Origin of the sequence: Phenylobacterium sp. (assembly GCF_030681155.1) — a bacterium.
Lineage (GTDB): Bacteria > Pseudomonadota > Alphaproteobacteria > Caulobacterales > Caulobacteraceae > Phenylobacterium.
The window spans coordinates 1-13,632 of the sequence record NZ_JAUXXE010000019.1; the positions used below are offsets into that span (position 1 = coordinate 1).

At 66.0% G+C, this 13,632-nt stretch carries 15 protein-coding genes; 3 read left to right on the forward strand and 12 right to left on the reverse strand.

What is annotated here, in order from left to right; genetic code table 11:
- Both Q8M13_RS03670 and Q8M13_RS03675 read left to right on the forward strand, forming a co-directional pair.
- Positions 1-725: GGDEF domain-containing protein (locus Q8M13_RS03670; protein ID WP_305298280.1), on the forward strand; the 725-nt coding region annotated here is incomplete at its 5' end.
- A 75-nt stretch (positions 726-800) separates the two neighbouring features.
- Complete coding sequence (locus Q8M13_RS03675; RefSeq protein WP_305298281.1) at positions 801-1,601, forward strand: enoyl-CoA hydratase/isomerase; 801 nt, start codon at positions 801-803, stop codon at positions 1,599-1,601.
- On the opposite strand, the gene Q8M13_RS03680 is transcribed toward Q8M13_RS03675, so the two are convergent.
- The 10 genes from Q8M13_RS03680 to Q8M13_RS03725 form a co-directional block, all read right to left on the reverse strand.
- Positions 1,598-2,782 carry a low temperature requirement protein A gene (locus Q8M13_RS03680; RefSeq protein WP_305298282.1) on the reverse strand — a complete coding sequence of 395 codons (1,185 nt, stop codon included), beginning with the start codon at positions 2,780-2,782 and terminating at the stop codon, positions 1,598-1,600. The genes Q8M13_RS03675 and Q8M13_RS03680 overlap by 4 nt on opposite strands.
- Before the next feature lie 92 nt (positions 2,783-2,874).
- Positions 2,875-3,276, reverse strand: coding sequence for an iron-sulfur cluster assembly accessory protein (locus Q8M13_RS03685; RefSeq protein ID WP_305298284.1), 402 nt, complete (start codon positions 3,274-3,276; stop codon positions 2,875-2,877).
- Between the two features lie 18 nt (positions 3,277-3,294).
- Positions 3,295-3,657, reverse strand: coding sequence for an SUF system Fe-S cluster assembly protein (locus Q8M13_RS03690; RefSeq protein WP_305298285.1), 363 nt, complete (start codon positions 3,655-3,657; stop codon positions 3,295-3,297).
- Between the two features lie 8 nt (positions 3,658-3,665).
- The gene (locus tag Q8M13_RS03695) at positions 3,666-4,880 is read right to left on the reverse strand and encodes an aminotransferase class V-fold PLP-dependent enzyme (RefSeq protein WP_305298287.1); all 1,215 of its coding nucleotides are present in this window, start codon (positions 4,878-4,880) and stop codon (positions 3,666-3,668) included.
- Positions 4,881-4,882: 2 nt separating this feature from the next.
- Positions 4,883-5,911, reverse strand: coding sequence for a Fe-S cluster assembly protein SufD (sufD, locus tag Q8M13_RS03700; RefSeq protein ID WP_305298289.1), 1,029 nt, complete (start codon positions 5,909-5,911; stop codon positions 4,883-4,885).
- A complete protein-coding gene (gene sufC / locus Q8M13_RS03705) occupies positions 5,908-6,654 on the reverse strand; it encodes a Fe-S cluster assembly ATPase SufC (protein WP_305298290.1) in 747 nt (248 codons plus the stop codon). The genes sufD and sufC overlap by 4 nt, the downstream gene beginning before the upstream one ends.
- Positions 6,654-7,028 (reverse strand): hypothetical protein, encoded by a 375-nt coding sequence (locus tag Q8M13_RS03710; RefSeq protein WP_305298291.1) that lies wholly within the window; start codon positions 7,026-7,028, stop codon positions 6,654-6,656. The genes sufC and Q8M13_RS03710 overlap by 1 nt, the downstream gene beginning before the upstream one ends.
- A 26-nt stretch (positions 7,029-7,054) precedes the next feature.
- On the reverse strand, positions 7,055-8,524 hold the full coding sequence (gene sufB / locus Q8M13_RS03715; RefSeq protein WP_305298292.1) for a Fe-S cluster assembly protein SufB: 1,470 nt from the start codon (positions 8,522-8,524) through the stop codon (positions 7,055-7,057).
- Positions 8,525-8,536: 12 nt separating this feature from the next.
- Positions 8,537-9,670, reverse strand: a complete 1,134-nt coding sequence (locus Q8M13_RS03720) for a cysteine desulfurase family protein (RefSeq protein WP_305298294.1) — start codon at positions 9,668-9,670, stop codon at positions 8,537-8,539.
- Positions 9,667-10,113: an Rrf2 family transcriptional regulator gene (locus Q8M13_RS03725; RefSeq protein ID WP_305298296.1), complete on the reverse strand. Its 447-nt coding sequence runs from the start codon at positions 10,111-10,113 to the stop codon at positions 9,667-9,669. Before Q8M13_RS03725 ends, Q8M13_RS03720 begins: the two co-directional genes overlap by 4 nt.
- 168 nt (positions 10,114-10,281) lie before the next feature.
- Here Q8M13_RS03725 and Q8M13_RS03730 point away from each other — a divergent pair, with 168 nt between their 5' ends.
- Positions 10,282-10,932, forward strand: coding sequence for an alpha/beta hydrolase (locus Q8M13_RS03730; protein WP_305298297.1), 651 nt, complete (start codon positions 10,282-10,284; stop codon positions 10,930-10,932).
- 75 nt (positions 10,933-11,007) lie between these two features.
- Here the strand turns inward: Q8M13_RS03730 and Q8M13_RS03735 are convergent, their stop codons facing one another.
- The gene (locus Q8M13_RS03735) at positions 11,008-12,321 is read right to left on the reverse strand and encodes an amidohydrolase (protein ID WP_305298298.1); all 1,314 of its coding nucleotides are present in this window, start codon (positions 12,319-12,321) and stop codon (positions 11,008-11,010) included.
- Between the two features lie 14 nt (positions 12,322-12,335).
- Positions 12,336-13,448, reverse strand: coding sequence for an anhydro-N-acetylmuramic acid kinase (locus tag Q8M13_RS03740; RefSeq protein ID WP_305298299.1), 1,113 nt, complete (start codon positions 13,446-13,448; stop codon positions 12,336-12,338).
- Positions 13,449-13,632 lie beyond the last annotated feature (184 nt).

Sequence of the window (13,632 nt, forward strand, 5' to 3'; positions counted from 1 at the left end):
CCAGCGAAGCCTATGGCCAGACCCTGGCCGGCGCTTCGAAGTCCCTCGCGGATATGGACGAGCCGGCGGACTTGAGGACCATGGTCGACAACCTCAGCGTTGCGACCAAGCGGGTCCAACGCGAGAACAAGTCGCTCGAACAGCGGCTTTCGGAGTCCACCTCCGAGGTAGCGAAACTACGCGAGCACCTAGAGCAGGTTCGGCGCGACGCCACGACTGACGGCCTGACCAACCTGGCCAACCGCAAGGCGTTCGACGAGGAATTGGCGCGAGCCTGCGCTGACGCCGAGGCCGACGGTTTGAGTTTGACCCTGGCGGTCATCGACATCGACCACTTCAAGAACTTCAACGACACCTGGGGGCACCAGACCGGCGACCAGGTGATCCGCTATGTCGCCAGCGTCATTGGCCGCGTCGGCGCCCCGCCGCGCTTCGCCGCGCGCTACGGCGGTGAGGAGTTCGCGCTGATTTTCCCGCGCGAAAGCGCCGAGATCGCGGCCGTGGTGCTCGAGGAAATCCGCGAGGAAGTCTCCTCGCGCATGCTCAAGCGTCGCTCCACCAATGACGATCTGGGAGCCATCACCGTCTCAGCGGGCCTGGCTGAGATGCGTCGTGGGGAAAGCGCTCACAGCTTGATGGAACGCTCTGACAGCGCGCTCTATGTCTCCAAGCGTTCGGGCCGCAATCGCGTGACCAGCGCCGAGACGGTGCAGACCGCCGCCTGACCCCGCTTTTGTCCTAGCCTGACGCCGGGGTATCCTCGTTTAGATCGTCCAAAGAGACGCACGAGGGAGCGAGCCATGGCCTATTCCAAGATCAAGACGTCGGTGAACGACGGCATCGCCGTGGTGACCCTGAACGACACCGCCACACTGAACGCAGCTGGCCTCGACCTGATGGCCGAGTTGCAGGACGCCTTCGAGGCCCTCAAGGGCGACGAGACGGTGCGGTGCGTGGTGCTGACCGGTGAAGGGCGCGGTTTCTGCTCAGGCGCGAACCTCTCCGGCCGCGGCGGACCGGGCGCCGAGGCGCCAGATCCCGAAGGCCCCGATGCTGGAGCTGCCCTGGAAACCATCTACAACCCCTTCGTCACCTCGCTCCGGGAATATCCGATCCCGATCGTCACGGCGGTCAATGGCGTAGCCGCGGGCGTCGGTTGCTCGCTGGCCCTGATGGGGGACATCATCGTCGCCGCCGAGAGCGCCTACTTCCTGCAAGCCTTCCGCCGGATCGGCCTGGTGCCGGATGGCGGCTCGACCTATTTGCTGCCCCGGCTGATCGGCAAGGCGCGCGCCATGGAGATGGCTCTGCTGGGCGACAAGATCCCGGCCAAGACGGCCCTCGAATGGGGCCTGGTCAACCGCTGCGTTCCCGACGACCAGTTGATGGCCACAGCAATGGAATTGGCCAAGGCGCTGGCCACCGGCCCCAAAGCGCTGGGCGCCATCCGCAAGCTGGTCTGGCAAAGCCTGGACGAGGAGTGGGCCGAGCAGCTTCACGCCGAGCGGGTCGCCCAGAAGCACGCCGGCCGCACGGAAGACAGCCGCGAAGGCATTCTCGCCTTCCTCCAGAAGCGCCCAGCGGCGTTTACGGGCCGCTAGGCGCCGGCGCGGGCCCGCTCGCGCCGCACCCATATCGTCTCGGCGGCCGCCACCACGACCAGCACTGCCGAGATAAGGCCGCTCAAGACCACGGGCGTCATTCTCATCGCGAGAGCCGCCAGGACCGCGAGGGCCAAAAGGCCCCCGAGATGTGCGCGCGGCAAGCGTCCCGTCGTGGCGCTTCGAAACAGCAGATCGCCCAGCAGGTAGAGCCCAGGCCCCACCAACAGGACAGCGGCGGTGCTGAGGTGCATATGACCGTGCGGATGGGCCAGGGTCAGCTCGTCCCCGACCGCGGTGACCACCACCCCGGCGATCAAGGGCAAGTGAATGTAGGTGTAGGCCAGCCGCGCCACCCGCCCGGGATCGCTTGAGGAGACAAACTGCGTGCTGGCGCGCTCGGCGGCGGCGTCGAAGTAGATCCACCACATCGCCACGCTGCCGACGAGGGCGGCCAGGAATGCGCCGATCACTCCAGCGCTGGGCTCCAGATTGGCCGCCGTCGCCCCCGTGACCAGGATCGACTCGCCCAGGGCGATGATGACGAACAGCGCGCACCGTTCGGCCATGTGCGCGCCCTCGACGTCCCAGTCGGCTGTCGTCGAACGGCCCAGGCCCGGCGTCCAGAAGCCCAGCGACGGCGCGGCGAAATCGATCAACATGGCGCACGCCCAAAGGGCCAGCCGTGCGCCCTCGTCCGCGAAGCCGCCGGCGATCCACAGCACGCCGGACCCGGCCAGCCAGGTCGTGATCCGCTTGAAATTCCGATAGTTGCCCTCGTTGTGGCCGCGCAGGGCCCACATCACGAACAGCGAGCGCCCGACCTGCATGAAGACGTAGGCGCCGGCGAAGGCCAGGCCGCGGTCCTCGAACGCCCGAGGCAGCGAGGTCGAGAGCATCAGGCCCCCAAGCATGAGGACCAAGAGCATCAACCGGACGGGCGTGCGGTCCGGCTCCAGCCAATTGGTGATCCAGCAAGTGTAGATCCATACCCACCAAACCGCGAGGAACAGCAGGGCGGTTTGGATGGCGCCAAGCGGCGTTAGATGTTCAAGCAGCGAATGTGAGAGCTGGGTGATCGCGAAGACGAAGACGAGATCGAAAAACAGCTCGATATAGGTGACACGATTATGCTCGTGCCCCGTGCGTTTCCGCTGCAGGTCCGCCCGCGCCCCGATCATGCCCAGCCTCCGCTATCGCGTGACGCCAAGTCTAGGGAAGCGCGGCGCGCGCGCCAGCGGCGCGTTACAAACGTTGAGGCGACCGCAGCCGGCTAGGCGTCGTGGGCCTTGGCCGGCTCGATGGTGACGCTTTCACCGCAGCCGCAGGCGTCAGTCTCGTTCGGGTTCTGGAAGGTGAACTTCGACGACAGCTTGGTGGTCACATAATCGATTTCGGTGCCGATCAGGAACAGCACCGCCTTGGGCTCGATAAGGATGGTCACGCCCTTGTCCTCGACCACCTCGTCCAGGAGACCAGTGGTCTCAGCATATTCCAGAATGTACTCCTGACCGGCGCAGCCGCTGTTCTTCACGCCCACCCGCAGGCCCGCATAGGGCTTCTCGGCCTTCTCCATGATCTCGCGAACACGGGCGGCCGCAGCGTCGGTCAGGGTGACGACTTTCGGCCGGGGGCGGCGGACGCGGGGCGCGGGCGTGAGGTTAAGGTCGGTCATGCTCAGCCTTATATGGTGTCAGAACATGTTGAGTTGAAGCTTCGCCTCGTCGGACATCCGAGATGGATCCCACGGCGGGTCGAAGACCAGATCAACTTTCACTTCGCCGATCCCCGGAATTTCCTTCACCGCGTCCTGCACCCAGCCCGGCATCTCGCCGGCCACAGGGCAACCCGGGGCGGTCAGGGTCATATCGATGGCGACGTTCTTCTCGTCCGAAACATCGACCTTGTAGATGAGGCCAAGCTCGTAGATGTCGACCGGGATTTCCGGGTCGAACACCGTCTTCAGCTTCTCGATCAGCTGATCCGTCAGAGCATCAAGCTCCGCCTGGCTCAGCGGAGTCGTGCTGGTCGGTTCGATGGCGGTCGCGTCATCCATAAGCATGCTCAAGCAAAAAAGGCCCGGGTGCGGTTCAGGGCGTCGACGAAGAAGTCGGCCTCCCCTTCCGTATTATATAGGGCGAAGGAAGCCCGAGCGGAGGATGTAACGCCGAAACGTCGCATCAGGGGCTCGGCACAATGGGTTCCGGCGCGAACCTCGACGCCGTAGCGGTCCAGGATCTGGGCCACGTCGTGAGCATGCGCTCCGTCGATGGTGAAGGACAAGATCGCGCCCTTGCCCGGCGCATCGCCCAGCACCCGCAGCCAGTTGGCGCCGCTCAGGCCCTCCCGGACCCGGGCGTAGATCTTCGCTTCGTGCGCAGCAATTGCCTCGCGGTCGAGGCCGTTCAGCCATTCAATGGCCGCGCCCAGCCCAATCGCCTCGATGATCGGCGGAGTGCCGGCTTCGAACCGGTGCGGCGGGTCGGCATAGGTGATCTTCTCGAGGCTGACCTCGCCGATCATCTCACCGCCGCCTTGATACGGCGGGAGGGCGGCGAGTTCGGCGGCCTTACCGTAGAGAACGCCGATACCCGTGGGGCCATAGAGCTTGTGGCCCGAGAAGACGTAGAAATCGACGTCCAGCGCCTTCACGTCCACCGGCATGTGGACAATGCCCTGGCACCCGTCCAGCAGCACCTTGGCCCCGGCGGCATGCGCCTGGGCGATGATCTCCGCGACCGGATTGATGGTGCCGAGCACATTGGACATGTGCGTCACCGCGACGACCTTGGTCCGCGCCGTCAGCAGCCCCGGCAAGGCCTCCATATCCAGGCGGCCGTCATCGAGTACGGGGATGAACTTCAGGACCACGCCGAGGCGCTCGCGCAGGAAGTGCCACGGCACGATATTGGCGTGGTGCTCCATCTCGCTGAGCACGATCTCGTCGCCGGCCTTCAGACTGGCGCCGATCCCGGCCGCGACCAGGTTGATCGCCTCGGTTCCGCCCTTGGTGAAGACGATCTCGCCAAGCTCAGCGTTGATGAAGGTCGCGACCGACTTGCGGGCGGCCTCGTAGGCGTCGGTGGTCTCGTTAGCCAGGGTATGCAGGCCGCGGTGCACGTTGGCGTAGGAATGCTCCATGACCCTGGTCATGGCCTCGATCACCGCGCGCGGCTTCTGGGCCGATGCGCCGCTATCCAGATAGACCAGCGGCTTGCCATTGATCTGACGGCTGAGGATCGGAAAGTCGGCGCGGACCGCTTCGACGTCAAAGGCCATGGTCAAAGCCCCAAGCCCTTGGCGGCCCAAGCCTTGGCCACCTCGCGTGCGCCGTCATGTTCGATCCGGTCGATGACCTCGCCGACAAACGCCTCGGTCAGCAGGCCTCTAGCGACGTCCTCGGGCATGCCGCGTTGCTGGGCGTAGAACAGCGCGTCCTCGTCGAAGGCGCCGATGGTGTTGCCGTGGGCGCATTGAACATCGTCGGCGAAGATCAGCAGTTCAGGCTTGGCGTCGATCTCGGCCTTGTCCGACAGGATCAGCGCATGGTGGCCCATCCGCGCGTCGGTGCGGTCGGCGCCCTCGGCCACGACGATCCGGCCCTGGAACACGCCGCGCGACTGGTCGCGCACCACGCCCTTGGTCAGCTGGCTGGTCGTCCCATCGACACCCTGGTGCTCGACCACGGTGGTCAGGTCCGCGTGACGCTTGTCGGCCAGCAGATAGGCCGCGTCTAGGCGAACGCTGGCGCCCGCGCCCGGATGAGCAACGCGAGTTTCGATACGTTGACGCCGCGCGCCGTCGGTCAGCACCGTCTGCGCCAGCTGAGCGCCCGCGCCGAGCGTCACATCAGCCGTCGAAACGCTGACCGCATTGACGCCGTCAGCGGCCAGAATGATCCGCTCCAGGCGGCCGTTGGCGCCCACTGAGATCTTGAGATCCAGGTTGGCGACATAGTCGGCGTCATCGCCCTCGTAGCTTTCCAGCAGGATCAGGTTGGCGCCTTCCGCCAACTCGATCTGCGCGGTGGCGGAGTGCGATCCGCCGCCCAGCGCCGCAAAGTGAAGCGCCACGACATAGGGCGCCGCTGAAGCGCTGCGGATCACCACCGGATCGCTGGCGTTGACGACATGGATCGGCAGATTGGCGAGGCCTGCGAACGGCCCGACCGGCGCCTCGCCCACGAAGGGCTGCGACGGCGGCGGAAGAACGCGCAGCAGGCCGCGCAGGTCGGTCCACTTCCAGTCTTCGTCACGCTTGCTCGGCAGCAGGGTGACGTCGCTGGCCTTAAGGGCGGCGGCTAGGCTCAAGCTGCCCTCGCGTACTTGTCGTACCCTTCGCGTTCCAATTCGTGCGCCAGTTCAGGGCCGCCGCTCTCGGCGATACGGCCGCCGGCCAACACATGGACGCGGTCGGGTTTGATGTAGTCGAGCAGCCGCTGATAGTGGGTGATCACCAGCATCGCCCGGTCCGGGCTGCGCATCGCGTTCACGCCGTCGGCGACAATCTTCAGGGCGTCGATATCGAGGCCGGAATCTGTCTCGTCCAGGATCAGGAAGCGCGGCGAAAGCATCGCCATTTGAAAGATTTCCATCCGCTTCTTCTCACCGCCCGAGAAGCCGACGTTCAGCGCTCGCTTGAGCATTTCGAAATCGATCTTCAGTGAGGCGGCTGTCGTGCGGGCGAGCTTCAGGAACTCCGGCGCGGTGATCTCGGCCTCGCTCCGCGCCTTGCGCTGGGCGTTCATCGCGGTGCGGATGAAGGTCAGGGCCGGAACGCCTGGGATCTCCAGCGGATATTGAAACGACAGGAAGACGCCGCGCGCGGCGCGTTCGCTCGGGTCGAGCGACAGCAGGTCTTCCCCGTCCAGCGTCGCGGTTCCCTCGGTCACTTCGTAGCCCTGGCGACCGGTCAGCACATAGGACAGCGTCGACTTGCCGGCCCCGTTCGGCCCCATGATCGCATGGACCTCCCCGGCCGGGACGTCGAGCGTCAGGCCCTTCAGGATCGGCTTGCCATCGATCTCAGCGTGCAGGTTGGAAATCGAAAGCATCAGTTCGTCTCGTCGGCCAGATATTGCGCCATCACGTCGAGGGCTTCCTCGACCGTGTTCACCAACTTCGCCTTGCGCGGCGCGGCGGTGGGGGTGCTTGCGGTGCGTTTGTCGCCGGCCCGGACGTTGATGGTCCCGGCCTCGAAATAGGCGTCGATCAGATAGTCATCGTGATGCAGGCTGACCGTGTAGCGGCGGATCTCCAGGGCTAGGCCCTTGTCCCGCAGGAAGGCCTCGTCCTCGCTGAGCGTGCTGTAAAGCTGCTCGGCGCGCGCCAGGTCTTCTTCCTGCTGCCGACGTTCGGCCTCCTCGCGGGCATGGCGGGCGGCGTCGCGGCGGGCATGCTCGGCTTCGAAGGCGCGGCGGAGGGACATCGTGCGGCTCTCAGGTGTTGCGAGGGTCATCCGACGGACCCCTCAAGGGAAATAGCGACAAGCTTCTGGGCTTCCACGGCGAACTCCATGGGCAGCTCCTGCAGCACGTCCTTGACGAAGCCGTTGACCAGAAGCTGCACGGCCTCCTCCTGGGAGAGCCCGCGCTGCATAGCGTAGAACAACTGGTCTTCGGACAGTTTGGTGGTCGTGGCCTCGTGCTCGAACACGCACTGGCCATTGCGCGCCTCGACATAGGGCACGGTGTGGGCCGCGCAGGTCTTGCCGATCAACAGGCTGTCGCACTGGGTGAAGTTCCGCGCGCCCTTGGCCTTGGGGTGAGCCGAGACCAGACCGCGATAGGTGTTGGACGACCGGCCCGCGCTGATCCCCTTGGAGATGATCCGCGAGCGGGTGTTGGCGCCCAGGTGGATCATCTTGGTGCCGGTGTCGGCCTGCTGGCGACCATTGGTGATGGCGATCGAGTAGAACTCGCCGACGCTGCTCTCGCCGCGCAGAATGCAGGATGGATATTTCCAGGTGATCGCCGAGCCGGTTTCGACCTGGGTCCAGGACACCTTGGCGCGGTCGCCGCGGCAATCGGCGCGCTTGGTGACAAAATTGTAGATGCCGCCCTTCCCGGTTTCCGGGTCGCCCGGATACCAGTTCTGGACCGTGGAATATTTGATCTCGGCGTCGTCGAGGATGATCAGTTCGACCACGGCGGCGTGAAGCTGGTTCTCGTCGCGCATGGGGGCGGTGCAGCCCTCCAGGTACGAGACGTACGAACCCTTGTCGGCGATGATCAGGGTGCGTTCGAACTGGCCGCTATTTTCCGCATTGATGCGGAAATAGGTCGAGAGCTCCATGGGGCAACGCACGCCCGGCGGCACATAGACGAAGCTGCCGTCGGAGAAGACCGCGGCGTTCAGGCAGGCGTAGTAGTTGTCGGAGACCGGCACCACCGAGCTCAGATACTTCTTCACCAGCTCCGGGTGCTCGCGGATCGCCTCGCTCATCGAGCAGAAGATCACCCCGGCCTCGGCCAGCTCCTTCTTGAAGGTGGTGACGACCGAGACGCTGTCGAACACTGCATCGACCGCATAGCGCGGCGCGCCCTTCACCCCGGCCAGCACTTCCTGCTCGCGCAGCGGAATGCCCAGCTTGGCGTAGGTCGCCAGGATGTCGGGGTCGACTTCGTCGAGGCTGGCGGGGCCGGTCTTCTCCTTCGGCGCGGCGTAGTAGTAGCTGTCCTGATAGTCGATGCGCGGGAAGTAGACCTTGGCCCACTCCGGCTCGTCCATGGCCAGCCAGCGCTCATAGGCGTCCAGCCGGTATTCCAGCATCCATTCCGGCTCGTTCTTCTTGGCCGAGATGAAGCGCACGATGTCGGTGGACAGCCCTTTGGGCGCGAAGTCCTGCTCGATATCCGTGACGAAGCCGTGCTTGTACTTCTCAAGGCTTTCGACGTGTTCGACGGTTTGTTTGACGGCGGCCATTACTCTAACTCCTCACGCCGCCGGCGCGCGGTGACGCGCGGCGTGACGGGAATGAACTTGTTCCCAGGCGGCGGCGAAGGCCGCCCAATCCTGCTCAGTGGTGGCCCAGCCGCCTGAAACGCGGATCGCGCAGCTGGCTAGGTCATCCAGGCCCATGGCGACGAGCACGTGGCTCGCCTTCACCTTGCCCGACGAACAGGCCGAGCCGGCGCTGACCATGATCCCGGCCAGATCCAGAGCCATCACCTGCAACTCCGCACCATAACCGGCGGCGGCGATGCATAGGGTGTTGGGCAGGCGCACGACGCTCTCGCCGATCACGACCGCCCCCTGCGCCTTGAGGCGCTGGGCGGCGGCGTCGCGCCAGCCGGCCTGAATTTCCTTGTCGCGCAACGAGGCCATGGCCGCGGCGCCAAAGCCGGCGATCCCGGCGACATTCTCGGTTCCGGCCCGGCGCCCGCGCTCCTGCCCGCCGCCATGTTGGCGACGCACCATGGTGGCGCGGGGGCCAAAGGTCAGCGCCCCGACGCCCTGCGGCCCGCCCAGCTTGTGAGCCGAAACGACCAGGGTGTCCGCGCCTAAGGCGCGGCTGTCGGTGATGATCTTGCCCGCCGCCTGAATGGCGTCAACGTGCAGCCAGCCGTCAGCGGCGCGAACGATTTCAGAGGCTTCACGCACCGGCTGAATGACGCCGGTCTCGTTGTTGGCAAGCATCAGGGCCAGGAAGGGCCGGCCGTCGGCGGCGTCCCAGTTCGCGAGCCGCGCGCTCAGCCATTCGAGATCGGCGACGCCATCGGCGGTCACCGGCAGATATTCCACCGCCGCACCGCTCGCCTTGGCGCTTTCCAGCACACTGTCGTGCTCAACGGCGCTGACGATCAGGCGTTTGGAGCCGGTGGCGACAGCGCTCTCGATTGCCAGGGCGTTGGCTTCAGTGCCGCCTGACGTGAAGATCACGGTCGAGGCCGGGCCGCCGACCAGGGCGGCGACCTCATTGCGGGCATGTTCGACGATCGCGCGGGCCGAACGCCCGGCCGCGTGCACCGACGACGGATTTCCGCCTACCGCGAAGGCGCGCGTCATCGCGTCGATCGCCTCGGGGCGGATCGGCGCGGTCGCGTTGTAGTCGAGATAGATGCTGCTCATGCGGCCCTCGACTCCCGGTCGGACAAGCGTCCGCTGACCAGGTCCTCGAGCGACACCGAGGCGAGATAGGTTTCGAGCTGCCGACCCATCTCTTCCCAGAGGTCATGGGTCATGCAGCGCTCGCCCTTGAGCATGCAGCCCTTGCTCTTGCCGCACCGGGTGGCGCGCAGGGGCTCATCCACGGCCATGACGATGTCGGCGATATTGGTGTGCTCGGCCTCGCGGGCCAGCCGGTAACCGCCACCTGGGCCACGCAGGCTTTTGACCAGGCCGCGACGGCGCAGGCGGGCGAAAAGCTGTTCGAGGTAGGAGAGCGAAATCTGTTGGCGGGCGGCGATTTCAGCCAGGGTCACGGCGCGATCGCCCTCGGCCAGCGCGGCCTGACGGCGCGCAAGATCGGCCATGGCCATCACCGCATATCGTCCCTTGGTCGAAAGGCGCATGTCGCTCCGTATAACCTCAGTGCTTTTTTTCGAGCTTTTGGCACAGCCCGTATGTTACAGGCCCCGGCTTGCACGGGGCTTGTCGCCGGAACTGGCCGACGGTCGCGATCTAGGAAGACCAAGCGCGTTAGTCAAGTATTAGACGCTACGCCTGCTGAGAGGAATAGCATGCCAGAAGTGGTTCTGACCGGTGCGGCCGGGCGGATTGAAGGCCGTTACACCCCGGGCAAGAGCGAGACGGCGCCCATCGCGCTGATCCTGCATCCGCACCCGAAGGCCGGCGGGCAGATGAACCACCCGGTGGCGGTGCAACTCTTCCACCTGTTCATGAAGCGTGGCTTCTCGACCCTGCGGTTCAACTTCCGCGGCGTCGGCCGCAGCCAGGGCGAGTTCGATTCCGGCATCGGCGAACTGGCCGACGCTGCCACAGCGCTCGATTGGCTGCAGACCAACAACCCCGCCGCCTCGCAATGCTGGGTCGCCGGCTATTCATTCGGCGCCTGGATCGGCATGCAGCTTCTGATGCGCCGCCCTGAGACGGACGGTTTCATCTCGGTCTCGCCGCCGACCAATATGTACGACTTCAGCTTCCTGGCGCCTTGCCCGGCCTCTGGCCTGATCCTGCACGGCGGCGCCGACACCGTGGTTCCGCCCGTCGAGGTCGAGCGCGTCGTTTCCAAGCTGCGGACCCAGAAGGGCATCGTCATCGACCACGAGGTCGTCGACGGCGCCACTCACTTCTGGGCTGAGCACCTGCCGGAAGTCGAACGCCGCGTCGGCAGCTATCTCGACAAGCGGATCGAAGCCGACCCGATCTGATCTAGGAGCGACACCGCTCCTTCCCCACGGGGATCAAAGCCGAGGCCGGCCACCGCCAGCCTCGGCTTTTTGCCGTCAGCCTCCCGACTTCAGGAAATCTAGCGCCATCAGCGCCTGGGCCCGCACGCCGGTCTCCATCGCGCGCTCGTCGACGTCGAAGAACGGCGAGTGATTGGCGCCCTTCGGGTTGCCGACGCCCAGGTGATAGAAGAAGCCCGGCACTTCCTTCTGGAAGTAGGAGAAGTCCTCCGCCCCCATGATGAAGTCGATGTCGTCCTTGACCTGGCCTTGGGCGGCGCGAGCCAGGGTCGGCTTCATCTGGGCGGTCAGGTCGCGATTGTTGTCGGTGACCGGGTTCGGCGTGCCCCAGTTGAACTTCGCCGTGGCGCCATAGCGCTCGGAAATCGAAGTCACTGCCTTTTCGGCGCGGGCGATGACGTCGGTGCGCATGCCCGGATCGAAGGTCCGCAGCGTGCCGGTCATGGTCAGGTCTTCGGGGATGATGTTGTAGCGCAGCCCGCCATGCAGGGTGGCCACGGTCAGCACGGTGGGGGTCTTGGAGACATTCACCTGGCGGGCGGCGATCTGGTTGAAGGCGGTGACGATGTCGGCGGTCAGCGAGGACATGTCGATCCCGACCCAAGGGGTCGAACCGTGCGCCTGGCGGCCCTTGAGCTGGATTTCGTAGCGGTCCGAAGCGGCCATCATCGGGCCCGGACGCCAGACCAGGGCGCCGACAGGGCCAGGGAACGCGTGCAGACCGAAGATCGCATCGACCTTGGGATTCTTCAGCACGCCTTCCTTGACCATCAGCGGGGCGCCGCCCTCCTCGCCCATCGGCGCGCCTTCCTCGGCGGGCTGGAAGATGAAGACGACCGTGCCCTCGATCTGGTCCTTCATGCCGGCGAGGATTTCCGCCGTGCCCATCAGGATGGCGACGTGGCTGTCGTGGCCGCAGGCGTGCATCACCGGCACGGTCTGGCCGTTGTATTGCGCCGTAACCTTCGAGGCGAACGGCAGGCCGGTCTGTTCGGCGACCGGCAGAGCGTCCATGTCGGCGCGCAGGGCCACGACCTTGCCGGGCTTGCCGCCCTTCAGGATACCGACGACCCCGGTCTTGCCGACTCCGGTGCGCACTTCCATGCCCAGGCTGCGCAGATGGTCGGCGACCACCTTGGCGGTGCGAACCTCGCTGTTGCTGAGTTCGGGATGCTCATGCAGATCGCGGCGCCAGGCGATGACCTTGGGCTGCAGCGCCTTGGCCTTGGCGAAAACCGCGGCGTCATAGGGCTTGGCGGCCGGAACCTGGGCCTGCGCGTCCTGCGCCTGGGCCGAACCGACCATCACCATCGCCGCGGCCACACCCGCGAACCAAACCGCCTTGGACATACTTGCTCCTGATCTTAAGTCGCCGGCCGGGCGATACGCCCGCCGGTCATCGGCGCCGGGACGCCCGTGGTCTTGGGAAACGAAATCGGCAGGCCTCGAGCCGTGCGCGCCGCCAGATAGGCGAAGGCCTCGGCCTCGATGGCGTCGCCGCGCCAGCCGTGGTCCTCGGCGGTCTTCACCGGAACGCTCAGCCGCTCGGCGAAGGCCTTCATGATCTCTGGATTGTGCCGGCCGCCGCCGCAGACCACCAATTCGCTCGGCGCCCCGCCCATCATGTCGAAGCCCAGTTTCAGGGCCTCGGCGGTGAAGGCCACCAGGGTCGCGGCGGCGTCCTCAAGCTTAAGGTGCTCCAGCGAATCCAGCGAGAAGTCGTAGCGGTCCAGCGACTTGGGCGGCGGCGCCTGGAAGTAGGGATGGCCGAGCAGGCCGCGCAGGACGCCTTCGTCCACCTGTCCGACGCTGGCGTAGTGACCACCGGCGTCATAGCGGCCGGCTCCCCGATCCTGGATCAGCAGGTCGATCATCCCGTTGCCGGGGCCGGTGTCGAAGGCGGCGATCTCGTCCCCGCCCGCCCAGAAGGTGACGTTCGCCACACCGCCGACATTCAGGACCGCCAGCGGCGCCTCCAGGCCCGAAGCCCTGGCCCGGGCCAGATGGTAGATTGGGGCGAGCGGCGCGCCCTCCCCGCCCGCCGCCACGTCGGCCGTCCGGAAGTCATAAGCGACCGGGACGCCTGTGGCGTTCGCCAGCCACTGGGCGTCGCCCAATTGCACCGTGCGCCCGACGCGGCCCTCCTGCGGTCGCTCGTGCAGCACCGTCTGGCCGTGCATGCCGATAAGGTCGATCTGCGCCCAGCTCAGTCCGTGCTCGGCCAGGAAACCTTCGGCGGCCTCGAAATGCTCCCGCGCGACGGCCAGCGCGGCTTCGTTGAAGATGGCCGGCTCCGGCGTCCCGCGCGTCCACTGCAGCGCCTCACGGGTGGCGGCGAGGGCGATGTCGCGAACAGCCTCCGTCAGCTTCCGGTCTCCAGCGGGGCCAAAAGCCGAAATCGTTTCGCCGTCCGTCTCCAAGATCGCCATGTCGCAGGCGTCGAGAGAGGTGCCGGTCATGAACCCGAGAACTCGCATGGAGCTTGACTGCCACGACGTGCGCGCCGTAGCTAGTCGCCATGATCACCCGCGTCACCATCGCCGGCCGCTATTACCGCCTGCCCTAGAGCAGGCGCGGACGATCCCTTGCGCCACCCCTTACAGGTCGGTGCCGCATCTCACGCAAATTGACGGTTTCCGGCCTCTCGCCGATCAGGAGCCT